The 24,664-nt window shown below is 63.3% G+C and carries 20 protein-coding genes; 14 read left to right on the top strand and 6 right to left on the bottom strand.

Translation table 11 applies throughout. The annotated features are described in order from the left end of the window. Positions 1–135 precede the first annotated feature (135 nt). The 6 genes from PV375_RS01490 to PV375_RS01465 all read left to right on the top strand — a co-directional run bounded on the left by PV375_RS01490 (position 136) and on the right by PV375_RS01465 (position 5,161). The gene (locus PV375_RS01490; protein ID WP_332105852.1) at positions 136–1,092 is read left to right on the top strand and encodes an ornithine cyclodeaminase family protein; all 957 of its coding nucleotides are present in this window, start codon (positions 136–138) and stop codon (positions 1,090–1,092) included. A 3-nt stretch (positions 1,093–1,095) separates the two neighbouring features. Continuing rightward, positions 1,096–1,620 carry an EVE domain-containing protein gene (locus tag PV375_RS01485; protein WP_332105851.1) on the top strand — a complete coding sequence of 175 codons (525 nt, stop codon included), beginning with the start codon at positions 1,096–1,098 and terminating at the stop codon, positions 1,618–1,620. Between the two features lie 91 nt (positions 1,621–1,711). Next, a complete protein-coding gene (locus tag PV375_RS01480; protein ID WP_332105850.1) occupies positions 1,712–2,314 on the top strand; it encodes a hypothetical protein in 603 nt (200 codons plus the stop codon). A 74-nt stretch (positions 2,315–2,388) separates the two neighbouring features. Beyond that, entirely contained in the window at positions 2,389–3,117 is a 729-nt protein-coding gene (locus PV375_RS01475) for a hypothetical protein (protein ID WP_332105849.1), read from the top strand. Positions 3,118–3,251: 134 nt separating this feature from the next. Continuing rightward, positions 3,252–4,424 carry a CE1758 family FMN-dependent luciferase-like monooxygenase gene (locus tag PV375_RS01470; RefSeq protein ID WP_332105848.1) on the top strand — a complete coding sequence of 391 codons (1,173 nt, stop codon included), beginning with the start codon at positions 3,252–3,254 and terminating at the stop codon, positions 4,422–4,424. Between the two features lie 50 nt (positions 4,425–4,474). Then, on the top strand, positions 4,475–5,161 hold the full coding sequence (locus tag PV375_RS01465; protein WP_332105847.1) for a CE1759 family FMN reductase: 687 nt from the start codon (positions 4,475–4,477) through the stop codon (positions 5,159–5,161). A 92-nt stretch (positions 5,162–5,253) separates the two neighbouring features. On the opposite strand, the gene putP is transcribed toward PV375_RS01465, so the two are convergent. Beyond that, the gene (gene putP, locus PV375_RS01460; protein ID WP_332105846.1) at positions 5,254–6,816 is read right to left on the bottom strand and encodes a sodium/proline symporter PutP; all 1,563 of its coding nucleotides are present in this window, start codon (positions 6,814–6,816) and stop codon (positions 5,254–5,256) included. 143 nt (positions 6,817–6,959) lie between these two features. Continuing rightward, the gene (locus PV375_RS01455) at positions 6,960–10,523 is read right to left on the bottom strand and encodes a bifunctional proline dehydrogenase/L-glutamate gamma-semialdehyde dehydrogenase (protein WP_332105845.1); all 3,564 of its coding nucleotides are present in this window, start codon (positions 10,521–10,523) and stop codon (positions 6,960–6,962) included. 256 nt (positions 10,524–10,779) lie between these two features. On the opposite strand from PV375_RS01455, the gene PV375_RS01450 reads away from it, so the two are divergent. Continuing rightward, positions 10,780–11,706 (top strand): LysR family transcriptional regulator, encoded by a 927-nt coding sequence (locus tag PV375_RS01450; RefSeq protein ID WP_201613085.1) that lies wholly within the window; start codon positions 10,780–10,782, stop codon positions 11,704–11,706. Between the two features lie 138 nt (positions 11,707–11,844). After that, complete coding sequence (locus PV375_RS01445) at positions 11,845–12,216, top strand: transcriptional regulator (RefSeq protein WP_332105844.1); 372 nt, start codon at positions 11,845–11,847, stop codon at positions 12,214–12,216. 370 nt (positions 12,217–12,586) lie between these two features. On the opposite strand, the gene PV375_RS01440 is transcribed toward PV375_RS01445, so the two are convergent. Next, positions 12,587–13,228, bottom strand: coding sequence for an alpha/beta hydrolase (locus PV375_RS01440; protein WP_332105843.1), 642 nt, complete (start codon positions 13,226–13,228; stop codon positions 12,587–12,589). A gap of 48 nt (positions 13,229–13,276) precedes the next feature. Between PV375_RS01440 and PV375_RS01435 the strand changes: the two genes are divergently transcribed. From PV375_RS01435 to PV375_RS01420, 4 genes are read left to right on the top strand one after another with little or no spacing between them, the layout of a single operon-like run. After that, the gene (locus tag PV375_RS01435; RefSeq protein ID WP_332105842.1) at positions 13,277–13,816 is read left to right on the top strand and encodes a DUF4916 domain-containing protein; all 540 of its coding nucleotides are present in this window, start codon (positions 13,277–13,279) and stop codon (positions 13,814–13,816) included. Between the two features lie 57 nt (positions 13,817–13,873). Then, a complete protein-coding gene (locus tag PV375_RS01430) occupies positions 13,874–18,823 on the top strand; it encodes an ATP-dependent helicase (protein WP_332105841.1) in 4,950 nt (1,649 codons plus the stop codon). Next, positions 18,823–19,707, top strand: coding sequence for a DNA-formamidopyrimidine glycosylase family protein (locus PV375_RS01425; protein ID WP_332105840.1), 885 nt, complete (start codon positions 18,823–18,825; stop codon positions 19,705–19,707). The genes PV375_RS01430 and PV375_RS01425 overlap by 1 nt, the downstream gene beginning before the upstream one ends. Positions 19,708–19,750: 43 nt before the next feature. Further along, a complete protein-coding gene (locus PV375_RS01420; protein WP_332105839.1) occupies positions 19,751–19,981 on the top strand; it encodes a DUF3499 family protein in 231 nt (76 codons plus the stop codon). On the opposite strand, the gene PV375_RS01415 is transcribed toward PV375_RS01420, so the two are convergent. Continuing rightward, positions 19,978–20,724 (bottom strand): ATP-binding protein, encoded by a 747-nt coding sequence (locus tag PV375_RS01415; RefSeq protein ID WP_332105838.1) that lies wholly within the window; start codon positions 20,722–20,724, stop codon positions 19,978–19,980. The two genes, PV375_RS01420 and PV375_RS01415, sit on opposite strands and share 4 nt — an antisense overlap. A 143-nt stretch (positions 20,725–20,867) precedes the next feature. Here PV375_RS01415 and PV375_RS01410 point away from each other — a divergent pair, with 143 nt between their 5' ends. Continuing rightward, on the top strand, positions 20,868–22,310 hold the full coding sequence (locus tag PV375_RS01410; RefSeq protein WP_332105837.1) for a phosphomannomutase/phosphoglucomutase: 1,443 nt from the start codon (positions 20,868–20,870) through the stop codon (positions 22,308–22,310). 114 nt (positions 22,311–22,424) lie between these two features. Beyond that, positions 22,425–22,877: a hypothetical protein gene (locus PV375_RS01405; RefSeq protein WP_332105836.1), complete on the top strand. Its 453-nt coding sequence runs from the start codon at positions 22,425–22,427 to the stop codon at positions 22,875–22,877. Between the two features lie 8 nt (positions 22,878–22,885). On the opposite strand, the gene PV375_RS01400 is transcribed toward PV375_RS01405, so the two are convergent. Both PV375_RS01400 and PV375_RS01395 read right to left on the bottom strand, forming a co-directional pair. Further along, positions 22,886–23,920, bottom strand: a complete 1,035-nt coding sequence (locus PV375_RS01400; RefSeq protein ID WP_332105835.1) for a nucleotidyl transferase AbiEii/AbiGii toxin family protein — start codon at positions 23,918–23,920, stop codon at positions 22,886–22,888. Beyond that, positions 23,917–24,564, bottom strand: coding sequence for a type IV toxin-antitoxin system AbiEi family antitoxin domain-containing protein (locus PV375_RS01395; protein ID WP_332105834.1), 648 nt, complete (start codon positions 24,562–24,564; stop codon positions 23,917–23,919). The genes PV375_RS01400 and PV375_RS01395 overlap by 4 nt, the downstream gene beginning before the upstream one ends. Positions 24,565–24,664 lie beyond the last annotated feature (100 nt).

The raw sequence follows: 24,664 nt of genomic DNA, 5'->3' as shown, positions 1-24,664 counted from the left end.
CAGCTCGACACTTGCATCCGCCGCGATTTACCACATGACCGGCGGTATTGTGAGAGTAAGCGCAGTGTGACGCACACCAATGGAGTAACCAGCCGCTGAGCCGCGGCTCACCGAATCTGTCTGCGAGGGGCACGCATGACCATTCACATCCCGCACATCACCGACAGCGATATCCGCAAACACGTTACGTACCGCCACGCGATGACTGCGCTGCGTAATGCACTGCTTGAGGATGTTGATCCGGCTACCGATTTTCCGCGCCAGATTCTCGAGCTGGCCGACCGGAAGCAGTTGCTGTTCATGCCGTCGCAATCGCGCGACTGGGTGGGAACGAAGCTTATTTCGGTGAACCCGCTGAACTACCGCCGCAGCATCGACCGCGTGCAGGGCGTGTACCTGCTGATGGATTCTGACACCACCACACCGCGCGCGATTATTGACGGCAGCGAGCTCACCGAGCTGCGCACGGCGGCGATGTCGATGGTGGTTGCCGATGCGCTGCTGCCGCAGGATGCGCGCACGGTGATGCTGTTCGGTTATGGGGCTCAGGCTCGCGCGCATCTGCTCGCGCTGCAAGAGGTGCGGCCGTCGCTAAGTGAGGTGGTTATTACCGGCCGCAACCAGGTGAAGGCCGAGATGTTTGCGGCGAATGCGGCCGAGCATGGTTGGGATGCACGTATTGGTGCGGCGCGTTCGCCCGAGTCGACAATCCCGCAGGCCGATGTGATTATCACCGTCACCGGGGCCGGTGAGCCGCTTTTTGATTCGTCGCTCGTGAAGCCGGGCACGCTGGTGATGGCGATCGGGTCGCACAACAATGATCGCCGCGAGCTCGAGGCTGAGCTGTTGGGCCGCTCGTATGTGATTGTCGAAGACCGCGCCACGGCGATGCGCGAGGCGGGCGATGTTGCAATGGCTGCGGCCGAGGGTGCGATCAGCGATGACGAACTGATTGAGCTGCATGATTTTGTGCGTGATCCGCGGCTGGTTCACCGCGATAAGCCGATCGTGTACAAGTCGGTTGGCATGTCGTGGCAAGACTTGGCGGTGGCTGGTGAGGTGTATCGGCGCGTGCCGCAGGGGCGTCGATAGTCATTGGCCATTCGCTATTGGCTCGTGGTGCAGCCACTTGATCGTGCCCGTGAGCTGGTGGCGGCGGGATGCGTGCAGGTGCCGTGGGGTGCGCGGTCGCCGCTCGATCAGATGCGCGTCTCGGACGGTGTGATTCTGTATAGCCCCAGGGTCACGAACCCCGATGGTGAGCCGCTGCGGGCGGCGGTGGCGTCGGGTCGGGTTGTGAGCGAGGCGCCGCGCCAGTGGGGTAACGCGGCGCGGTCGCCTTGGCGTCATGATGTTGATTGGTTGCCGGATGCGAGGGTGAGTTCGATTCGCCCGCTGCGCGACATGCTCGAGTTGACGCGCGATGATCGGTTTTGGGGTGAGCGGTTGCGGCCGGGTTGGGTGGAAATTTCGGCGCGCGATTTTGACATTTTGACGGATGCGGTGCGGCGGCCGTCGCCAAATCCGAGCGGGTTCATGTTGCGGGCGCTGCGCGAGTCGGGGTATCCGGATGTGATGCCGTCGGGCAGCCGGGATGATCGGCCGCGGTTGATTCGCTGAGCTGCTGAGTGCTGTGGATAACTCGAGCGGGGATTACCGGTTTTGTTTAGGCTGAGCGCCTGATTGACGGCTCTAATTGCGAGGAGACGGGATGCGCAGGCAGTTCAGCGGGCTGGTGGTGACGGCCCTCATGGTCGTGATGTTGGCGGGATGCGCGGCTTCTGGCGCGAGTGAAACCGCTCGCCCCACGCTGATGACGGCGACCGAAACCGCGGCTGTAGAGCCGCCCCTGCCCTCGTTTCCCGAGGGCACCGTGCCGCCAGAATACGAGGACCAGTACCTCGACCTGGCGGTCGAGGCGTATCAGAACTACCAGGAGGCGGCGCTGCAGGTGCTCGCTCACGAGCTTGATGCAAGCGCCCTGCACGACTACGTGCAACCCTCAATGGACGATGCCGTCGAGTGGTTCGCCAAGACAGCAGCCGAAGAAGGGCCCTGGAAGGTTGAAGGTGAGTACAAGCTCGAGAACATTGAGCTGACAAACTCAGCAATCAGCCCCGACTCGGTGCGGTTGCAGTTCATTGCTTGCCAGATCGACGGCGAGGTCACCATTTCAAATGCCGAGCACGAACACATTCGAGATCGCTCTGAGGGTGACCGTTGGCCGATCGTCGTTATCGTGAAGGGCCCGATCGATGCGCTCAAAGTGGAGCGCCAAGAGCAACTCGGCGAGGTTAACCCGTGCGATTCTTAGCCCTAGCTGCTCTAACACTGCTACCAGCTCTCCCGCCCAACTCTTTTCCCATTGCCCAGGACTGTCCTGGTCAGATGGTGGGCGGCAAGTTCGTCTGTACAGGTGCAGATTTAGATTCCGTCAACATCTCGGGGAACTGGCAAGAGGAAGTCCCCACCGACTCCCCCGAACCCGACTACGGCGGATCTTTCGACAGCGGCGACTCCGGCTACGGCGACCCAGACTACGGCGGTCCCTCCGCCCCGACCGACGACACCGACTCAGCCGACGCGTCCTCCGGCAATCCCCTCGGCAGCAACCTGAGCGTCGGTCTCGCAACCGGCACCGCATCCGACACCCCGTCATTCCCCACAACCGTCACCGTCACCGATCTCACGCGCGCCCAACCAAACTCGGCCAGCATCCACATGGAGCCAGACGGCTGGGCGCTGCTCAACTCGCCCACAAACTTCTGGATCGAAACTGGCGCACCCCGGGTACAGACCACGCTTTTCAACACCCCGGTCACCGTCGAATTCATCCCCACCCGGGTGCACTGGAACTATGGCGACGGCACCAACACGACCACCGAAACACTCGGCGCATCCTGGTCGAGCCTCAACCAACAGCCCCACACCGCCACCGAAACCAGCCACGCCTACACCACCGGCGGCACCTACACCATCCACGCCACCATCCATTACCGCGCCGTCGTTCACGTCAACGGCACCAGCATCAACGTCAGCGGCACCATCCAACAAACCGCAACCACCGCGCCCATCGCCATCTACCGATTCAGCACCGTCCTTACTCCAAACCCCTAACCGCATCCCGAACCGCAAACTCCATCCGGCAGCCTGGAATAACTGGCAACCGCAGGCGTTAACCCCAACAGCACTTCCATGCAGACGCATAGAATTGAGTGCAGTAGTTGAGCCACCAGCCGAGGAGCCACCCAATGCAGTTCGGAATCATGTCGGTAAGCGACGTCACCCGCGACCCCACCACCGGCCGAACCCCCAGCGAAGCAGAACGCATCCGCGACTTCGTCACCATCGCTAAAAAAGCCGAACAGGTCGGCCTCGACGTCGTCGCAGTGGGAGAACACCACAACCCGCCGTTCTTCTCATCCAGCCCCACCACCCTGCTCGCAGCCATCGCCTCGCAAACCGAGCGCATCATTCTCACCACCTCAACCACGCTCATCACCACCAACGACCCCGTGCGCATCGCCGAGGAATACGCGATGCTGCAACACCTCGCAAACGGCCGCACCGACCTCATGCTCGGCCGCGGCAACACCGCCCCCGTCTACCCCTGGTTCGGCCACGAAATCCGCACCGGCCTGCACCTCGCGCTCGAAAACTACAACCTCCTCCACCGACTCTGGCGCGAAGACGTCGTCGACTGGGAGGGCCGATTCCGCACCGCACTGCACGGCTTCACCTCCACCCCGAGGCCGCTCGACGACGTACCCCCATTCGTGTGGCACGGCTCAATCCGCACCCCCGAAATTGCCGAACAGGCCGCCTACTACGGCAACGGATTCTTCGCCAACCACATCTTCTGGCCACCCTCACACACCAAACGCATGGTCAACTTCTACCGCGAGCGCTACGAACACCACGGTCACGGCCCCGCCAAAACCGCGATCGTCGGCCTCGGTGGGCAGTTCTTCGTCGACCGCACCAGCCAGAGCGCAAAGGATGCGTTCCGCCCCTATTTCGATGCGGCCCCGGTATACGGCGGCGGCCCCTCACTCGAACAGTTCTCGGAATCAACCCCGCTCGCGGTGGGCAGCGTACAAGAGGTCATCGACAAAATCCTCGGCTACCACGACTACATCGGCGACTATCAACGGCAACTGTTCCTCGTCGACCACGCCGGTATCCCACTGGGCACCGTGCTCGACCAGCTCGAACTGTTCGGCGCCGAAGTGCTTCCGGTGCTGCGCCGCGAATTTGCATCCCGCCGCGACCCCGAAGTGCCCGCAGACCCACCAACTCACGCCGACCTCGTGCGCGCCAAATACGGTGACGGTGAACCTCGCCAGCCTCGCCCGGCCGCAAACCGCGGCGATAACGTCACCGGCGGCTCGCCCTACATCGACCTCGTCGAGGAGCAAAACTGACGAGTCCAGGGGAGGGCACTAACGTGGTCAGGAATGAAAGAGGTTATTTAATGTCGAACGAACTGAGACTCGCAGTGGTGAGCGCTGGCACGAGCGACCCCTCCACCACCCGGATGCTGGCCGACCGCCTGGTTGCGGCAACCAACAAACTTGCTCAGGCCACCGGCATAACGCTGCGCGTCGACGTGATCGAAACACGCGAACTCAACTCCGAACTTGCCGACGCGATGACCAGCCAATTTCTCGGCCCCAAACTCGAGCACGCGGTTGAAGTGCTGCGCGAAGCCGACGGCTTAGTGGCGGTCTCACCCGTTTACAAGGCGGCACCATCAGCCTCGTTCACCGCGCTATTCCAAGTGCTCGACCAAGACCTCCTCATCGGTAAGCCGGTGCTACTGGCAGCCACGGCCGGCACGCCACGCCACTCACTGGTGGTCGATAACGGGATGCGGGCATCCTTCGCCTATCTGCGCGCGCTGGTTGCCCCCACGGGTGTTTTTGCGACCACCGAAGACTGGAGCTCGCCCGAACTCGCCGACCGCATTGAACGAGCCGCCTACGAACTGTGGCTGCTCATGCGCAGCGGTTTTGCCCGCAGCGTGCGCGAAGACACCTGGCACAGCTACCAGCACCAGTTCGGCAGCGATGGCGGCAACGAGTTCGCAGTCGATTTTGAATCCGACCTCATGAAGCTCGCAACCGGCGGCACTCTGCCGCCCGAGCAACCCCAGCGCTAACCCCCGACTCACCAGCCGGCGCAGTACCCGCGCCACCACGCAAAAAGAGGGCAGCGTCGCAATTGACGCCGCCCTCTTACACTTACCGACAGCTAGGCCGTTGCCGCACCACCGGCAGACTTGCCATCAGTGTCTGCAGCCGCCGCGCCGGCGGTGGTTTCACCGAGCACAATAGCACCGGTCTGGTCGAACTCGTCCTCAATTTCGGGGTCGATGCTCGGGGTGAGCAGGCTCACCACAACCGCCGCCAGCAGCGCCAGCAAGAACGCCGGCACCAGCTCGTACAGACCGATCTCGAACATCTTGTCGATTTCCTTGTACACAAACACGGTCACCGCACCGGTGATCATGCCCGCCAGCGCGCCCCAGTTGCTCAGCTTGCGCCAGTAGAGGCTCAGCAGCACAATCGGGCCGAATGCAGCACCAAAACCAGCCCACGCGAAGCCCACCAGGCCAAGCACGGTGTCGTTCGGGTTCACAGCCAGCAGCCCGGCAATGACTGCGACAAGGAGCACCGCACCGCGGCCAAGCCACATCAGCGACACCTGCGAGGGCGGGTCTTTGCGCACCACGCGGTAGATGTCTTCAACCAGTGCCGACGAGGTCACCAGCAGCTGGCTCGACAGCGTACTCATAATCGCCGCAACCACCGCCGCAAGCACGAGACCGGCAACCAGCGGGTGGAAAAGCACCTGCGACATCAGCAGCACAACGGTTTCGGGGTCGTCGGGAGCACCACCGAATTTCGAGAAGTAGGCGACACCGATCAGACCGGCCATCACGGCACCTGCCAGCGACAGCAGCTGCCAGCCAGCGCCAATACGGCGAGCGGTCTTCGCCTCCTGGGCGCTGCGCAGCGCCATGAATCGCACGATAATGTGCGGCTGACCGAAGTAGCCGAGCCCCCATGCCAGACCCGAGATGATGAACATGCTCACGGCGAAGGTGCTGAGCGAGCCGTCACCCACCAGCGAGAGCGCCGCCGGGTTGATCTCGTTGATCCGGGTGGCGGTCTCGTCGAAGCTACCGATGGTGAACAGCGCCACGACCGGAATCGCAATCAGCGCGACGAACATCATGATGCCCTGCACCGCATCCGTCAGCGAAACACCCAGGAAGCCGCCGAACAGCGTGTAGGCGAGCGTCACCAGGGCAATCAGCGACATACCCAGCAGATATTCGCCACCGAACGACGAAACAAAGAACTTACCGCCGGCGACCATGCCGCTCGATACATAGAGCGTGAAAAACACGAGAATGATCACACTCGAAACGATGCGCAGCAGCCGCGAACGGTCACGCGTGCGGTTCTCAAAGAAGCTCGGCACCGTGATCGAGTTTTTTGACACCTCACTGTAGGCACGCAGCCGCGGCGCGACAATGAGCCAGTTGAGATAGGCGCCAATAAACAGCCCGATCGCGATCCATCCCTCAAGCAAACCCGTCGCATAAATGGCGCCCGGCAGACCCATAATGAGCCAGCCCGACATATCGGATGCGCCCGCGCTCAGCGCCGCAACAAATGGCGGGAGTTTTCTGCCGCCGAGCACATAATCTTCGTGGTCTTTAGTGCGCAAGAATGCGATAACGCCGATGGCGAGCATCCCGGCAAAATAAATGCCGAGCGCGATGAAATAAAACGCTTGATTGGACACCTTTGTTTTCCTTCTCTGCTGTTGGCGGATGCTGGACGGTGTGCGGGCCCGAATAGTGGATCAGTTCCGGTCCCGCGCCGGGCCAAATTCACGGCGGGACCGGGGCGGCCAGCAACGCTGACCGCACAAGCAACAGCTACCTATTAAACCAGCCCCTCTGAAAGCGCATTCGGAGTTCCGAATCGGTGGGCGGTAATTGAGACAGCCTGTTCGCGCAGGAACGGTAGCAATTCAACACGTCCGGCCGCAACCACTTCACCGTCATAAACAGCGATATCCGGTTTGCCGGCACTTGCTTCAATAACTGCCTGCAGCTGCTGTTTACGGGATGCGCCAGCAATCAGTCGGATGCGCGCGCCGGCCTGCGGCCCCTCGACGACCGCCAGTGCGCGCACGCGATTCGCCCACAGTGTTTCGTCTTCGACGACCACGGTGTGCTTCGAGGCCCGCAGCTGTTCAGCAATCTCGGCAGGAAGTGGGTTGGCGAGCGAAATCGTGAGCTGCGATTTTGCCGCGAGCGCACCCGCGATCACGCGCAGCGTCTGTGCGAGTGCCGCATCCGCACCGGCACGCACCACCACCGGCACCGGCCGGTAGCGCAGCAGGTTGCGTTCGATACCGAGCCCCGATGCATCCCGGGCGATCCCGAATTCTTCGGCCCAGGCGCGCGCATCCGATCCGGCCGCGTCCTGCAACCAGCGCAGCTCATCCGCATCCAGGTCGGCGTCGGCGGCGGCACGCAGCAGCTGCGCCACGGGTTCGGTAACCTCGGCAGTGTCACGCACGGGTGCATCCGACCAGCTGCCGAAAGCGTGCAGATAGTTCGGCCCGCCCGCCTTAGTGCCGGGGCCGATGGCCGATTTTTTCCAGCCACCGAACGACTGCCGCCGCACGATCGCGCCGGTGATACCGCGGTTGACGTACAGGTTGCCGGCTTCCACGCCCTCGAGCCAGGTGGCGAGCTCATCGGCATCGAGCGAATGCAGCCCAGAAGTGAGGCCGTAGTCGATGTCGTTGACAATTTCGATCGCTTCTTCGAGCGTGTCGGCGGTCATGATGCCGAGGATGGGACCGAAATATTCGGTGAGGTGGTATTCCGAACCGCGACGCACGCCCTCACGCACACCCGGTCGCCACAGTTTCGTTTCGCCGTCCTCATTGCGCGAGAGCGGCCCGGCGTCGGCCACCGGTGCGGGTTCGATCAGCCATCGCTCCCCCTCGCCGAGGGTGGTCAAACCGCGCAGCAATTTGCCGGTTGGTGGCGTAATCACCGGCCCCATTTGGGATTCGAGATCATCGGGGGTGCCCACGCGCAGCGAGCCCACCGCATCCAGTAGCTGTCGGCGGAACCGTTCTGATTTCGCCACCGAACCCACCAGGATGACTAGCGACGACGCCGAACACTTTTGTCCGGCGTGCCAGAACGCCGACTGCACAACATCACGCACTGCCAAATCGAGGTCGGCATTCGGGGTCACAATAATCGCGTTCTTCCCGCTCGTTTCAGCAAGAATTGGCAGGTCGGGTCGGGTTTCGCGCATGGCGACGGCGGTTTCATAGGCGCCGGTCAAAATCACGCGTTCAACGCGCTGATCTTCGACGAGTTTCGAGCTGAGGCCGCGGTCGGCGAACTGGACGTATTGCAGCACGTCTTTCGGCACTCCGGCCTCCCACAGCACTTCGACCAGCACGGCTCCGGTGCGGGCGGCTGCGGATGCGGGTTTGAAGATGACGGCAGCACCGGATGCGAGCGCGGCGAGCGCACCGCCGGCGGGAATCGCGGTTGGGAAGTTCCACGGCGGAATCACCGCGATGAGTTTCGCGGGCGTGAAACTCGCGCCGTCAACCTTTTCGAGCTCTTGGCCGAGCGCAGCGTAGTAGTGCGCAAAGTCGATCGCTTCGCTGACCTCGGGGTCGCCCTGGTCGATCGTTTTGCCGCATTCTGACCCCATCACCTCGAGCAGTTCGGCGCGGCGCGCTTCAAGTAGCTCACCGGCGCGGTGCAGGATGCGGGTGCGTTCGGTAACGCCGAGCTCGCGCCAGCGGTCGGCGGCTGTCACGCCGCGGCCGATAACGCTGTCGAGCTCGGTCTCATTTTCGATGCGCGAGTTCGCGACCAGTTCGCATCCCAGCTTGGATTCGACCATGCGCTCGGCGATGGCGCGACCCCATTCGCGGTTGCCTGGCAGGTCGGGGTCGGTGTCGGGGGTGTTGCGGAACCCGGCATAGCCGCCGCTGGTCCATTCATCCACGCGCGCCTCGATACCGTCGGTATCGAAATCGCGGCGGTCTTGGATGCGGTTGGGGCGCGGCACGTTGAAGTTCGCTTCGTTACCGTCGCCGGTGATCGTTTCGAGGTCGGCGAGGGATGCGAGGAAACGGTCGCGTTCGCGGGCAAAGAGCGCGTCGTTGTCGTGCAGCTCAAACACGGCCGACATGAAGTTTTCTTGGCTGGCTCCTTCTTCGAGCCGGCGGATGAGGTAGGCGATCGCAACATCGAACTCATCCGGATGCACCACCGGGGTGTACAGCAGCAGTGCCCCCACCTCGCGGCGCACCACCTCGGCCTGTCCCTGCGCCATGCCGAGTAGCATCTCGAACTCGATACCCGATTCGGCACCGCGCGCCTTTGCTAGCAGCCACGCGAGCGCCACGTCGAAGAGGTTGTGACCGGCCACCCCCACTCGCACATTGTTCACGCGTTCGGGGTGCAGCGCGTAGTCGAGCACGGCCTTGTAGCCGGTGTCGCTGGCCTGTTTGCTGTGCCAGGTTGCCACCGGCCAGCCGTGGATGGCCGCATCTACCCGTTCCATCGGCAGGTTTGCGCCCTTCACCAGGCGCACCTTGATGGGGGCGCCACCGGCGGCGACACGTTTCGCAGCCCAGTTCTGCAGCCGGATCATCGCCGCGAGCGCATCGGGCAGGTAGGCCTGCAGCACGATGCCCGCTTCGAGGTTGTGGAACTCGGGCCGTTCAAGGATGCGGGTGAACACCTCGATGGTGAGGTCGAGGTCTTTGTATTCCTCCATGTCGAGGTTGATGAATTTGCGCGGCGATGATTTCGCGGCCAGTTCATACAGCGGTACGAGCTGCTGTTCGATATGGTCAATGGCTTCGTCGAAGGCCCAATGGTTGTGGGGTGCCACGGTTGATGACACCTTGATCGACACATAGTCGACGTCTGGGCGGGCCAGCAATTTGCGGGTGCCTTCGAGGCGACGTTCGGCTTCGCCCTGACCGAGGATGTATTCACCGAGCAGGTTGACGTTGAGCCGCAGCCCGTCTTTTTTGATGCGGGCAATTGCCGGGCCGAGTTTGCTGTCGGTGGCGTCGATGATGAGGTGGCGCACCATCCGACGCAGCACTTTGCGCGCGATGGGCACGACCACGCCGGGTGCCACCGGGCCGACCGTGCCGCCGAGTTTGATTGCGCCGCGCATCGACGCGGGCAAAAACTTCGGGGTGAGTGGTGTGAGCTGCGCGAGTTTGCGGGCGGCGGCAGCGTGGTCTTCGGGACGCACCACGCCGTCGACGAATCCGACCGTGAAGTCGAGGCCATTCTCGTCGCGCAGCACCCCGGCAAGGCGTTCGGCGGCGGGGTCGACCGGTTCGTTTGCGGCTTCGGCGAGCCAGCGCTGCACCAGCGCGATGGTCTCGTCGGCGAGGTCTTGGGGGCGCACCGTAGCATTCGGGGTTGTTTGTGTCATGACGATCATGCCTTTCGACAGCGAGCCCGGTTCAACAGACACCCGCAGCGAGCTCGGCTCGGGATGCGGTATCGATCAACAGTGCTCGACAAACGATTGAACCGTCGGGTGCCTTCGTTGGCGCCGCCGATTCGTTGAGCTGTGACCAGTGTGCGACCGAATACCCGTCACGTAAAGTTATGGTTTATTTCTAATAAGATTCAGTTTTACTGAAGTATTGCGGCGCTGCACAGCCGGGGTCAGAAGGGAGACCGAGATGCTCGATATGAAGCGCCTGCGCCTGCTGTGGGAGCTGCACAATCGCGGCACGATCGCCGCCGTTGCCGCCGCGCTCAATTTCACGCCCTCGGGAGTTTCGCAGCAGCTGGCGCTGCTCGAACGCGAGGCCGGGGTGCCGCTGCTGCGCAAATCGGGGCGCCGGCTCGAACTCACTGCCGCCGCGCAGGCGCTCGTTCCCGAAATCGAGCAGCTGTTGAATGGCCTCGAACGCGCCGAGTCGGTGCTGCACCGCGTATCCAATGAGGTCACCGGCACGATTCGGGTGGCCACCTTTCAAACCGCACTGCTGGCGCTCTTTCCGGATGTGGTGCAGCGGCTGCGCACCTCGGCACCCAAGCTGCGGGTTGAGCTCAAACAGTACGAGCCCGAGGCGGCACTCAGCGAAATCTGGACCAGGCAGTTTGATCTCGTGGTGGCCGAACAGTATCCAGGCCATGCCCGCCGACACTTCCCCGGCCTCGACCGCGTACCGCTCACCCACGACCGCATCCAGTTGGCGCTGCCACCGCTCGGAGTGGGTGGTGGCGCCTACGACAACATCACTTCGATAGCGGATGCGGCAGCGCTGCCGTGGGTGATGGAACCGGTGGGTGCCGCGACGCGCCACTGGTCTGAGCAGGCCTGCCGCGTCGCCGGTTTTGAACCGGATATTCGTTTTGTCACCGCCGATCTGCAGGCGCATGTGCGGCTGGTTGAGACCGGAAACGCGGTGGCGCTGCTGCCGAGTCTCGTGCATCTGCGTACCCCCACGGTGCGACTGGTCGAGCTTGCGGGTTCGCCGCGGCGGCACCTGTTCACTGCCGCGCGAAAAGCAAGCGAGGGGGATGCGGCAATCGCCGCGGTGCGCGCCGAACTCGCCGCCGTGGTGGCCGAGCTTCCCGGCGCGCTGGTCGACTCGCGCTGAGTGGTGGCGTCAACCACTCGGAAACTCGTGGTGACCAGCCGGTTTCGTAAGAGCGGCAGACTCAAAACCCAGTTGCAAAACATTGCCAGCGCAAAACCAACACCGTATCCTCAGTTGCACGAAGCGATAGGAGCACCAGTGACGCAGCACCTGACGATTCGCCATTTCAAGCCATTCAACGTCCCCGCATCACTGACAAGCCTCCGTGGCCCAGCAGCCGGCACGGTATCGCTGCCACACCACATTGTCTGGGCCCCAGGCAATAACGAATACGACCTCGGTGATCTCGGAGCGGCAACTCTCGTCTACCAAGCAGTGCTTACTGAAGGCACCACCGCGGAGATCTGCAAATACCTCAACGCCGATCGGCTCATTCGGCTGTGGCCGAGGTTGAGTCTCGACCGGTTCATCATTGACGCCTGGGAGTCACGGTTTCCCGAGTTGAAAGAACACAGATGGGCACCTCCGCACGTGACGATTTCCAACGAGACGTTGCACGCATCGCATTAGCAGCAACCCACCAATACGGGGTCGCGCTGGCTGGCTCAGGCGCGATTCGGGAACATCAGCTCACTGATCGCCCGACCGGAGACGTCGATCTTTTCGCCGTAATCAGCCACCGCAACTCATTTTCTGCAGCAGTGACCGCTGTGTGAGAGGCCCTGACCGCAGCCGGATACGACGTTCAGATTCTCCGCGACCTCGACGGCTTCGCACAGCTGCAAACATCGAATCAAACACAAGTCATTGAGATCGATCTCGGCATTGATTACCGCGCCGAACGGCCAACGCAATTGCAGGTTGTGATTGATTTGATCGGCTTGCGCAGGGGCACTCAACCGTTACAAAGCTGTCGAACACAGGTAGGCTGGCGCCGAAATCAGCGCAGCTGCGCCTCCAAAAAGTGCGCCACCGCGTTGAGTTCGGGGAAGGTGACTTCGTGTCCCGCGCCTGGAATCACCAGCCGCTCGAGGGTGGTGTGTGCATCCAGCCACGGCCCGGCGAATTCAATCGCCGCCTGCGGGATCACCGGGTCGGCATCACCGCGGCCCCAAAAAACCGGTGGGCGTCGTTCGGCGAGCACCGCATCCCCCGCCACCTCGCCCGAGGCGACAAAGCCCGACAGCACCACGCCGCATACGAAACGGTCGGGATCGAGCCGCCAGGCCTGCATCCCCGCAACCGCGCCCTGCGAGAACCCGATGAAGGCCACTTGCTCGGCGCCGAGTGCCGCGATGCGCTCGAGCAGATCGCTGGCTGCCTCGGTGACCTCACGGTTGAGCGCGGCTTCGGCCTCGGCGCTCGTATCGAGGGTGGGGCCGGCCGGGCCCGGCAGCCATCGCAGCGAAAACCACTGGTGGCCGGGCATCCCTGGCACCGGCTCGGGCGCCCGCAGCGATGCGTAACGATAGTGCCCGGGCAGGTACGGCACCAGTCCCGCCAGGTCGCGTTCATCAGCGCCGTAGCCGTGCAGCAGCACCACCAGTGGCGCATCGGTCAGGTGGTCGTTCGCGGTGAGCATGGCAACATTGTCTCGCACCGGACGTAAAGATGCGGCACAATCAGCGGTATGGACGTTCGCACTCCCGACCCCGAAGGCCAAGGCGGCTGGATGGACGCCGACGAGCTTGATTTCATCCGCAAACGGGTGCCAATCGTGTATGTCGAGGCGATTCCCGTGCGTGTCGACGGCTCGGGGCGGGTGGAGCATCTCGGCCTGCTGCTGCGCGCCACCGGCGATGGCATGATTGCCCGCTCGTTCGTTTCGGGACGGGTGCACTACGGCGAAACGCTGCGCGAGGCCCTGATTCGACACCTCGAAAAAGATCTCGGCACGATGGCGTTCCCGCAGGTTCCGCTCACGCTGGTGCCGTTCACAGTTGCCGAGTTTTCGCCGATGCCGATGACCGAACTGCACGATGACCGCCAGCACGCCATCGCGCTCGTCTATATCGTGCCGGTGACCGGCGAATGCGAACCGTGCCAGGATGCGCTGGAGGTCACCTGGGTGACCCCGGATGAGGCCACCGACCCCGATCTGCTTGAAGAGCTCGAGGGTGGGCGCGGCTCCATATTGCGCGCCGCGATCAGCTGTTTGCAGCACTGGTAACAGCGCGATAGCACCGCATCGGCCACAAATGTCGGTGGCTAGGTGTTGGATGGTGACATGGCGCATGACACTTTTTCGGCGGCGAGCGGCGGGCTCGAGCTGTTCAGTGCGCCAACCGCCACCTGGTTTCGGGCGGCATTTGCCGAACCCACGCGGGTGCAGCGCGAGGCTTGGGCGGCGATCGCGAAACGCAAACACACGCTCGTGGTCGCACCAACCGGGTCGGGAAAAACACTCGCGGCGTTTTTGTGGGCGATCGATCGGGTCATGCGTGAGCGCAGCCGCGCGGCTGGATCAGATGCGGTTTCGCCCGCCGCTGTCGAGCAAGATCCCAAGACCGGTCCGGCACCCGACTCTGCCACAGACCCGGCTGCCGAGGGCCCGGCACGCGGCACGCGCATCCTCTATATATCGCCGCTAAAAGCGCTCGGTGTCGATGTCGAACGCAATCTGAACGCACCCCTGGTGGGTATCGCCCAAACCGCGCAGCGGCTCGGCTACGAGGTGCCGCAACTCACCGTGGGGGTGCGCTCGGGCGACACTCCCCCTGCCGAGCGACGCCGCCAACAGGCGAAGCCGCCGGATATTTTGATCACCACGCCCGAATCACTGTTTTTGCTGCTCACCTCGCAGGCTCGGCGCACGCTGCGACACGTCGACACGGTCATCATCGACGAGGTGCACGCGGTGGCGGCCACTAAACGCGGCGCGCATCTGGCGCTTTCGATCGAACGGCTCGATGCGCTACTCGAACGTCCCGCGCAACGCATCGGACTATCTGCCACCGTGCGACCACTGGATGCCGTGGCGCAATTTCTCGGCGGCCAGGCATCGGTTGATATTGTCGCGCCACCCAGCGAAAAAAGTTTTGATCTGCGCATCGTGGTGCCGGTCGAAGATCTCAGCGATATCGCCGCCGGTGGGCCGGGTGAGGCGAGGCGCACCGCGGGCGACGCCGAGAATGGTGACCGCACCGGGGATGATGGCGACGCACCAATTTTTGGGGATGCATCCCAATCGATCGCGCACGAACAGCGCGCCGGTTCGGTATGGCCCCATATCGAGGCGGAAATTCTCGACCGGGTGCTCGCGCATCGCGCGACCATCGTGTTCGTCAACTCGCGCGGGCTGGCGGAGCGACTCACCGCGCGACTGAATGAGCTCTACGATGAGCGCCAATCGCTCGCAACTCCCCCAGAAGATCTGCCAGCGCCTCCGCCACCGGCCCCCTCACCGCCTTCGCCGGCCGAGCAACGCGAATCACGCCAGCATCCAAACCCGCGCCTTAAAAATGCCACGCTGATTGGTGGCTCGGGAGAGTTCGCCGGCGCCGCCCCCGAACTTGCCCGTGCCCACCACGGTTCGGTATCCAAAGAAACTCGCGCCGAAGTCGAAGACGCATTGAAATCGGGTCGGCTGCGCTGTGTGGTGGCCACCTCGAGCCTCGAACTCGGTATCGACATGGGTGATGTTGATCTGGTGATCCAGGTAGAAGCTCCATGGTCGGTGGCAAGCGGCTTGCAGCGGCTCGGCCGCGCGGGTCACCAGGTTGGCGAGGTGTCGCGCGGAGTGATCTTCCCCAAACACCGCGCCGATGTGCTGCACTCGGCCGTGGTGGCATCACGCATGTTGGCCGGGTCGATCGAGGCACTCACGCCCATCACCAACCCGCTCGATGTGCTGGCGCAGCAAACCATTGCCGCCTCGGCACTCGACCGGTGGCAGGCCGATGACTGGTTTAATCTCGTGCGCCGGGCGGCACCGTTTGCCACGCTTTCGCGGGCACTACTCGACAGCGTGCTCGATCTGCTCGCCGGACGCTACCCATCCGACGAGTTCGCGCAGCTGCGCCCCCGCATCGTGTGGGATCGCGAACTGGATGCGTTCACCGGTCGTCCCGGCGCCCAGCGGCTCGCAGTCACCAGCGGCGGCACAATTCCCGACCGCGGCACCTTCGGGGTGTTTATGCTCACCGGCACCGAAGACCTGCCCGACGACGGCACCGCGCCGCGGCGCGTGGTGGGTCGCCGCGTGGGCGAACTGGATGAAGAGATGGTGTACGAATCGCGGGTGGGCGACGTTATTGCGCTCGGCTCGACTTCGTGGCGTATCCGCGAAATCGGCCCCGACCAGGTGCGCGTAACACCCGCCTTTGGCGAGCCCGGCCGACTACCGTTTTGGATCGGTGACGCGCTCGGCCGGCCGGCCGAACTCGGCGCCGCGATGGGCGCATTTGCCCGCGAATATGCCGACAGCGAGGCCGGCAACGACCTCGACGGCCTCCTCGACCCGTTCGCGGCAGCGAACCTGCGCGGCTACCTGCACGAAATGCGTGAGATCGCCGGTCATATTCCCTCCGACCGCACCCTCGTGGTCGAACGGCACCGTGACGAAATCGGCGATTGGCGCATCGTGCTACACAGCCCCTACGGGCGGCGGGTGCACGGCCCCTGGGCGCTGATGGTGACGGCCAGGATGCGCGAACAGTTCGGTCTCGAAGCGTCGGCAATTGCCAGCGACGACGGCATCATCGTGCGCCTGCCCGATGTCGAAGCCGAGCCGCCGGGTGCCGAACTCTTCGATTTTGCACCCGATGAAATTGAGCAGCTCGTCACCCGCGAGGTGGGGAGCTCGGCACTGTTCGCGGCGCGTTTTCGCGAGAACGCCGCCCGGGCGCTGATTTTGCCGCGCTCGCATCCCGGCAAACGTTCGCCCCTGTGGCAGCAACGACTGCGAGCCGCGCAACTGCTTGAAGTGGCCCGCCGTTACCCCGAGTTTCCGATCGTGCTCGAGACCGTGCGCGAAGTGCTCCACGATGTGTACGACCTCGACGCGCTGCACGAGCTGTTACAGGGAATACGTTCGCGAAGCATCCGGGTGGTGACCGTCACCACCGGCGAACCGTCACCGTTCGCGCGCACGCTGCTATTCGGTTATGTTGGCGCTTTCATGTACGAGGGCGACCAGCCGCTTGCCGAACGGCGGGCCGCAGCGCTCGCGCTCGATATGAACCTGCTGGGCGACCTGCTCGGCACCGCATCGCTGCGCGAACTGCTCGATGCCGAGGCGATCACCGCGGTCGAGGCGGAACTGCAGCGCACCGCGGCCGGCTGGCAGGCCCGCGATATTGAGGGCATCGTCGATCTTTTGCGAGTGGTGGGTCCGCTCGATGCTGCCGAGATTGCGGCGCGCATCGATGCAGATGCACATCTCGACGCGGCAGCGGCACTGCACGAGATCGTGGCTGCGCGCCGCGCCATCGAAGTGCGCATCGCGGGGCGCGAAGTGTATGCCCCAATAGAAGATGCATCGCGCCTGCGCGACGGACTCGGCACCCCAATGCCCCCGGGGATACCCGCCGTGTTTCTCGAACCGGTTGCCGACCCGCTCGTCGATCTCGTGGGTCGCTACGCGCGCACACACGCACCGTTCACCACCGCCGCTGCTGCCGAAGCGCTCGGGCTCGGCCAGGCGGTGGTGGCCGATGTGCTGCGCCGACTCGAAGTGGCACAGCGCGTGGTGCACGGCGAATTCACTCCCGACCGTGAAGGCACCGAATGGGTGGATGAACAGGTACTGCGACGCATCCGCTCACGCACCCTCGCGAAGCTGCGCCGCGAAGTAGAACCGGTGTCACAGCGGGCATACGCGCAATTTTTGGCCGAGTGGCAGCATGTGCGCTACAACCAACCTGCCGCGGCGCATGACCGCAAGAACCCCGCAACCCGGACGATCGAAGCCGACGGGCTCGAGGGCATCGACGGGCTCATCGCGGTGATCGAGCAGCTACACGGGGTTCCGCTACCGGCATCCGCTTGGGAATCACTCATCCTGCCCGCCCGCATCCGCGACTATCAACCCGCCATGCTCGACGGCCTGCTCGCCTCGGGCGAAGTGCGCTGGCAGGGGCACGGCGCCATCGGCGCAAGCGACGGCTGGGTATCGCTCTCGCTCACCGAACTGCTGCCGCTCGCGCCGGCGCCGCAGCCCGGAACCGTTGAGTTATCACCCCTCGCACAACAGCTGCGCGCCCAGCTCGCCAGCGCCGGAGCCATGTTTTTCCCCGAGCTCGTGCGCGCCCTCGGCGAAGACGCACCGCAGCCAGCGATCGTGGCCGATGCGCTGTGGGAACTCGCCTGGGCGGGATGCGCCACCACCGATGCGCTCGCCCCGATGCGCGCACTTTTGGCCGCACCGGGCGGGAGAGCATCCACCTCGGCACACCGCACTCCCAGACGCGCCGCGCGCGGCCGCCTCTACCGCGGCGGTCTGCATCCGGGGCCGGTGACGCCCACCCCGCCACATGCAGCCGGACGCTGGTCACTCACCCCGAACACCGACAGCGCCCCCAGCCCGCTCGAGGCCGCCGAACGGGCTGGAACTCTCGGCGAGCTGCTGCTGTACCGCTACGGTGTGGTCACCAAAGGTGCCGTCACCGCCGCGGACGTCCCCGGCGGGTTCGCCGCCGTCTATCAGCTGCTCGCGAAGTTTGAGCAGGCCGGCCACGCCCGCCGCGGCTACTTCGTCACGCAGCTTGGCGCTGCGCAGTTCGCCACCGTCGGCGCTATCGACCGGCTGCGTGCCATCGACCGCACCACTCGCGAACAAACCGACGGCTACCACGCCGATGCCCTCCCCCGCGTGGTGACGCTGGCCGCAACCGACCCCGCCAACCCCTTCGGCGCTGCCCTCCCCTGGCCCGAACTCGCACAGAGCAAACACCGGCCTGGCCGCAAAGCCGGCGGGCTCGTCACCCTCGTCGACGGACAGCTCGTGTTTTATGTTGAGCGCGGCGGGAAAACCATGCTGCAGTTCACCGATGACGACCGGCTCATCAGCCAGGCAGCCGAATCGCTCGCCGCCACGTTGCGCGCCGCACGCATCCCCGACCTCGTGATTGAACGCATCAACGGCAACTACGCGCTCGAAACCGACACCGCCACCCGACTGCAGCAGGCCGGGTTCAGCGCCACGCCGCGCGGATTCCGAATGCGGGTGCAGCCCTAATGCCCGAGGGAGATACCGCCTACCGCGCCGCGCACCACCTGGCGCGATCGCTCACCGGCCGCACCATCGACCGGTTCGAGCTGCGGGTACCAAATTTCGCGCAGTTCGACCTCACCGGCGAAAAAATTGTCGGCGCGGATGCACGCGGCAAACACATCCTGCTGCGCATCGGCGACCACACCGTCCACTCGCACCTCGGGATGGACGGATCGTGGCGGCTCGTACCGCCCGGCAGCTCGGGTGGGAGAGCCGGCACCTCGAGCGGACAACCCGGTAGCTCGGGCGGACTGCGCGGACGTCCGGCACGCATCGGCGGGGCACGCGGCGGCCCGACAGTGGCCTGGCCAGCCACGCACCGCATCCGCGCCATCATCGGCACCGACGCGGTAATCGCGCTCGGTATCGACCTCGCGAAACTCGAATGTTGGCCCACCGCCGATGAACCGCTGCGACTGGGCTGGCTCGGCCCCGATCTTTTGGCAGCCGAACCCGATCTTGCGGAAGCGCGGCGACGCATCCTCTCGCAACCCGACCGCAGCATTACCGCGGCGCTGCTCGACCAGCGCAATGTGGCGGGCCTTGGCAATGAATACGTCACCGAAATGTGTTTTTTGCGAGGCGTGCTGCCGAGCCGAACTGTCGCCGAGATCGGCGATATTGACGAGTGGTTGGCACTCGGACGGCAGCTCATGCTTGCAAACCGCGACCGGGTTGAGCGCACCTTCACCGGCGATCTTCGCCGCCCCAACTGGGTGTTTGGCCGCGAGGGGCGCCAGTGCCGCCGCTGCGGCAGCGACCTGGTTGCCGACACACACGAATCGGGAACCGCCCGCAGCGGCGCCACAAGCCGCGAATCGGTGTGGTGCCCCAGCTGCCAGCACTGAGCGCAGCCCCGGCGACTGCCGGCCGAGAAGTAGACTTGCCGGTATGCGTACTCGACCCTGCTGCCGCGTTGGCTGCTCGCGTCGTGCCCAGTTCACGCTCACTTTTGACTACGGCGACAAGATGGCCGCCCTCGGCCCGCTGGCATACCGCGCCGAACCGCACAGTTACGATCTGTGCCAGTTTCACGCCGAAAAAACGTCGGTGCCCGCAGGATGGCTGCTCATCAAACCCACCCCGCTCGGACAGCCACCGGTACCGCCTAACGCCGGTTAGCTACTGAGTCGATCAATAAACTCAGCCATCCCAGGCACGGTAAAGGCGATCTTCCCGCGCTCGGGTGACCAGATTATTCCCTTGTCGATCAAGCTCTGCCGCTGAGGTGAAAGGCTCTGCACTGTGGTAGCCAGTCGCTCAGCGACCTCGCGTGTACGGGCCGGGGCTCCGTCGTTAACCGCCATTGCACCAAGGTAATCCCGCTCCCTGTCCGTCGCCTTGCTCCATCGAGAAGCGAAAAATGCGCTGTCCAGCGCGTCAAATCCTCGCTGCACAGCGGCCTGGGCTTCTTCCTCCGTGATCTGCGGCCCATCAGCCAGGTTCCAGGCGGCCTGCCCAAACTCTTGGACGAAATAGGGGTAGCCGGCCGACGCATCAGCGATTGCCTGCACTGCCTCAAACGAAAAGGAAGCATTCTGACGCGCTGCCGGCTCATTCAGTGCAGCGTCAACTCCAGCGGTATTCAGTGGGCCCACCTCACGGTAGTTGAACAGGCGCTCGGCATAAGAATGTGAGCCAGCTAACCTCGCAGGTGTCCCCGGCAGCCCGGCTCCCAGCAAGAAGAACGGCAAGCCCTGCTGCCCAGCAGTATGCTGAGCTTCGATGAGATCTTCAGCAAGTTCATCGTCTATGTCTTGAATTTCATCAACACAAATTGCAAAGCCTCGCACCCGGCGCGAAAGGGTTGAGAGTGGGATCCATCGAGTTGATCTCCGTTGTTGGTTGTATGACGCCTTATGCAACTGTATTGACGTGTATGCGAAAACCGCTATACATCTCTATACATTTTTATATGCGATTCGCCATAACCCGACAGTGAACGCGCCGCATAGGCGACCAACGCGGTCCGACCCTCCGCATCTGCCACTGGCTAGACTGGTTCGTCATGAACACAGCGATCCCTGCGGCAGACCCCGCTCAGCTTGGTGATCTCAACGCCATCGTCAAAAACTACGACATCCGTGGACTTGTCGGTGACACCATTACCGAACCCCTGGTGACCGCCGTCGGCGCCGCCACTGTCGATGAATTCGACCTGGCCGGCCACGAAATTTTTATCGGCCACGATATGCGCGACTCAAGCCCCGCGTTCGCCGCAGCCTTCGCCCGCGGAGCGGCCGTGCGCGGAGCCAAACCGGTGCTGCTCGGCTACTGCTCGACCGATATGACCTACTTCATTTCGGGACGCGAAAACGCCGCCGCCGCCATGTTCACCGCCTCACACAACCCGGCCGCCTATAACGGGATGAAGCTCTCGGCCGCCGGCGCCCGCGGTATTTCGCTCGACACCGGCCTCGGCGCAATCCGTGACCGTGCCGCCGCTTACCTGCGCGACGGCATCCCCGCAGCAAGCGACACCGTCGCCGAGGCAACCGAGCGCGATGTTTTGAATGACTACGCCAGCTACCTGCGCCAGCTGGTCGATCTCAGCGGTATTCGCCCGCTAAAAATCGTGGTGGATGCGGGTAATGGCATGGCAGGCAAGACCGTTCCGGCCGTGCTGGGCTCGGGATGCGAACTGCCAAAACTGCCACTGGAAATCGTGCCGATGTATTTCGAACTCGACGGCAATTTCCCCAACCACGAGGCCAACCCGCTCGACCCGAAAAATCTCGTTGATCTGCAGCAGCGCGTTGTTGCCGAGGGTGCCGACCTTGGGCTCGCGTTTGACGGTGACGCCGATCGCTGTTTCCTGGTGGATGAACGCGGCAACCCTGTCTCTCCCTCGGCTGTGTGTGCGATCGTCGCTGCCCGCGAGGTGGAGCGCGTGCGCTCCGCTGGCGAAACCGATGTCACGGTGATCCACAACCTGCTGGTTTCGCGTCACGTCATCGAAACGATCGAAGCGATTTCGGCAACGCCGGTGCGCACCCGCGTTGGCCACTCGCTTATCAAGGCCGAAATGGCCCGCACGAATGCGGTGTTCGGTGGCGAACATTCGGCGCACTACTACTTCCGTGATTTTTGGGGTGCCGATAACGGGATGCTCGCGGCGATGCACATGCTCGCCCACGTGGGTTCGCAGACCGCACCGATGTCAAGGATCGCGGCCGAACACACCCCCTATTTTGCGTCGGGCGAAATTAATTCGACCGTTGCCGATATTCCCGCGGCTTATGAGCGGCTGGTCACCGAGTTTTCTGGTGTTGCGTCGGTGGATGAACTGGATGGGCTCACCTTCTCGTTCGCGGGCCGTGACTGGTGGTGGGTGAATGTGCGCCCGTCGAACACCGAGCCGCTGCTGCGGCTCAATGTTGAGGCGGCCACCCCCGAGCAGATGGAACAGGTGCGCGATCTGGCGCTCGCCCTCATCCGTGACGAGCGCTGATCCAGAACAAACACTGATCGAGAACAAGCACTGTCTGGCAGCAAGCACTGCTCCGCACCGGCCGCAGTGCGCATCAACCGCGACCCTACCCCGCCGCGCGCTAGGCTGATGCGTATGTTTCGTTCCCGCAGGATGCACTCGCAGCGCCGTTCGCGCGGCTCACGTAGTCGGCACGGCCGCGAGCTGCGTTCGAGCGTGGCCGGACCGTACCTGCCGCAGCTGACTGGCCGCATCCCAAGGTTTTTTCAGGTGGTCACTGAAACGGTTGGTTTTTTGCAGGCAGTTGCGCCCGACCTGATGGAGGATGTTTCGGTCACTGTGGCCGGTATGCCGCCGGCCTATGCTATGGGCCAGGATGCGGCGCGCCTGTGGGGTCTTGACCGCACGCTCAAGCGCGTGGTGATTTACCGGGTGCCGGTTGAACGGATGGCGCGCATGTCACTTTCGAATCCCGTGGATCAGCCCATGTTCCGCGAGTATGTGGAGCGCGTGGTCATGTCGGGAGTAAACGAGCTGCTGGATGGCCGACTCGAAGACCGGATCGATCCGGGCGGCTGGGGTCGCTAACTGTACTGTTAGCGAGAATGGTAAGGGCAGCGTCCACGCCGCTGGCAGGCTCCACCATGTTGTGTGGGGGCTCCGCAGTATTCGCCTGAGGCGTTACTGGATGATAATTGCGGAGGTAGTGGAAGCTCGGAGTGCACCCATCCCGTGCGATCGCTCCATGTGCCGGCGGAGATAGTTCCACTAAGGATCGGATCGAGCTGTGTGGCCACATATCGGGCTGCTGCAGCGACGTCTTCGAGGCCTGTGGTGTCGATGCTAATTTCACGCAGGTGTTGCTTGTATCGGTCGCCCCAATTGTCTGGAATGCGCAGGCGATCAAAATGAGGCAGTCCGCGGAATACCTGTTCGCTACGGATGGCGGTTGCGAGCTCACCTGCATCAATTTGGCTGTGACGCAGTAGAAGCGCGATGTCGAGTAGGTCTTTTTCTCGGGACGAAGGGTGCGTGTTTGGGGCGTACGAACGCATGATGGCACAAACTTTGTCTGCGATCTGATCGGTCACCGGAAATAGTCTGTAGGGCGCGGAAATGAAGTGTGATCCGCGAGGCAGCATCTGAGAGGTTTGACTGGTGATCGCGCCTGTGGGGGTACGGCGGTTAAATGCGAGGTCGATACTGATCGTGCCGAGTTTTTTAGTCCCCGCAAAACAATCGAACTGGGCACTACCGGCACCTCCGGATTCTTCACTGCGCTTGCTACGTGCGCGCACAAGTCGGAAAGTGAGATGGTCGCCGAGGTCAGTGGTCGCAGCTCGCATCAGATCGCGTCGGGCGTTATCGAAGTCATGTTCGCTGCTGAGCATGTCGATGTCACGTGTATAGCGTGCGTCGGGGATGCGTGCGAGGATGCCGAATCCGCCTTTCAGTAGCCACCGGTCTTTGATGTCCGGGGCCGTAAACACGCGGCTGAGAAAGCGGTCGTGGAGTATTGCTTGGATTTTGCGGTTCGTGTCTTGGCTACCACCCCAGTCGGTGCGGCGTGCCAGATCGCGGATGGCGGCCGTCGCGGCCTGCGGTGTTGCGTAGGGGGCAGCGCTGGTCAAGGTGTCTTCCAATTGCTAGTGATTGCGTCAGCGAGTTGTTGCATCTCGCTTGGGTTTGAGTCGGGAAGTGAAGTAAGCGTTTGGGTGACGTCAAGAATTGTGGTGGTTCCTCGAAAAAGCTGGGCTTCGGCGACAGCCTCGATAGTGGACAGGTCCACGTTGAGTTCAACGAGGTCGGCGATGGCTCGTTCGATGGTCATTGCTGGAATTCCGCGCACGACAGTCACTTCGTCACGGGTGAGGTAACGCTGTCGGTAGTGAATTTTGGCGTTCTTGCTTTGACGTCGGGTGGCACTTACGAAGTCGTAGCGGTCAAGATGCAGGATCGCATCGTCATGCAGTTTGAGCGCAAGGGGGCCAGCCGCGATGACCTCATGTGGGTTGTAGCTGATGCGTTCGGTTGCGGGTTTGTCAGGTGCGGTCGAGAGCCAAGTAGTGAAAATCGTTTCGTATTCGAACTCATTGCTGGGTGCAGCGGTCATCCGGTAGACGCCACGCTGTATCCGCTCGATTACGCCGGCGTTGGCGAATCGAGTCAGTGTCGCGGGAGACACGGACTGTTGTTTCGCCTGCGCCGTAGTGAAATAGCCGGACTGCCAGCTGGTGAGCTCGCTGAGAGCGCGGATCTTTTCAAGCGTTGACATGTCTTCAATTGTACGCTCATTCAGGCATAAGTGAAGTTTGCAGCTTCCCATGTCAGGTTGAGCGGACGCGTTCGAAGACCCTGTCCGCGGGGATTACACA

The sequence above is a fragment of the Gulosibacter sp. GYB002 genome (assembly GCF_036577665.1).
GTDB lineage: Bacteria > Actinomycetota > Actinomycetes > Actinomycetales > Microbacteriaceae > Gulosibacter > Gulosibacter hominis.
Note: the sequence above shows the minus strand (reverse complement) of the source record. Positions and strands in the feature narration are given on the sequence as shown.

Excerpts from the sequence above, each read along its gene's own strand:
- PV375_RS01430 (WP_332105841.1), top strand. The coding sequence starts at position 13,874 with ATGGCGCATGACACTTTTTCGGCGGCGAGCGGCGGGCTCGAGCTGTTC.
- PV375_RS01410 (WP_332105837.1), top strand. The coding sequence starts at position 20,868 with ATGAACACAGCGATCCCTGCGGCAGACCCCGCTCAGCTTGGTGATCTC.
- PV375_RS01395 (WP_332105834.1), bottom strand. The coding sequence starts at position 24,564 with ATGTCAACGCTTGAAAAGATCCGCGCTCTCAGCGAGCTCACCAGCTGG.
- PV375_RS01450 (WP_201613085.1), top strand. The coding sequence starts at position 10,780 with ATGCTCGATATGAAGCGCCTGCGCCTGCTGTGGGAGCTGCACAATCGC.
- PV375_RS01425 (WP_332105840.1), top strand. The coding sequence starts at position 18,823 with ATGCCCGAGGGAGATACCGCCTACCGCGCCGCGCACCACCTGGCGCGA.
- PV375_RS01420 (WP_332105839.1), top strand. The coding sequence starts at position 19,751 with ATGCGTACTCGACCCTGCTGCCGCGTTGGCTGCTCGCGTCGTGCCCAG.
- PV375_RS01455 (WP_332105845.1), bottom strand. The coding sequence starts at position 10,523 with ATGACACAAACAACCCCGAATGCTACGGTGCGCCCCCAAGACCTCGCC.
- PV375_RS01440 (WP_332105843.1), bottom strand. The coding sequence starts at position 13,228 with ATGCTCACCGCGAACGACCACCTGACCGATGCGCCACTGGTGGTGCTG.
- PV375_RS01405 (WP_332105836.1), top strand. The coding sequence starts at position 22,425 with ATGTTTCGTTCCCGCAGGATGCACTCGCAGCGCCGTTCGCGCGGCTCA.
- PV375_RS01490 (WP_332105852.1), top strand. The coding sequence starts at position 136 with ATGACCATTCACATCCCGCACATCACCGACAGCGATATCCGCAAACAC.
- PV375_RS01470 (WP_332105848.1), top strand. The coding sequence starts at position 3,252 with ATGCAGTTCGGAATCATGTCGGTAAGCGACGTCACCCGCGACCCCACC.
- PV375_RS01480 (WP_332105850.1), top strand. The coding sequence starts at position 1,712 with ATGCGCAGGCAGTTCAGCGGGCTGGTGGTGACGGCCCTCATGGTCGTG.
- PV375_RS01475 (WP_332105849.1), top strand. The coding sequence starts at position 2,389 with ATGGTGGGCGGCAAGTTCGTCTGTACAGGTGCAGATTTAGATTCCGTC.
- PV375_RS01465 (WP_332105847.1), top strand. The coding sequence starts at position 4,475 with ATGTCGAACGAACTGAGACTCGCAGTGGTGAGCGCTGGCACGAGCGAC.
- PV375_RS01435 (WP_332105842.1), top strand. The coding sequence starts at position 13,277 with ATGGACGTTCGCACTCCCGACCCCGAAGGCCAAGGCGGCTGGATGGAC.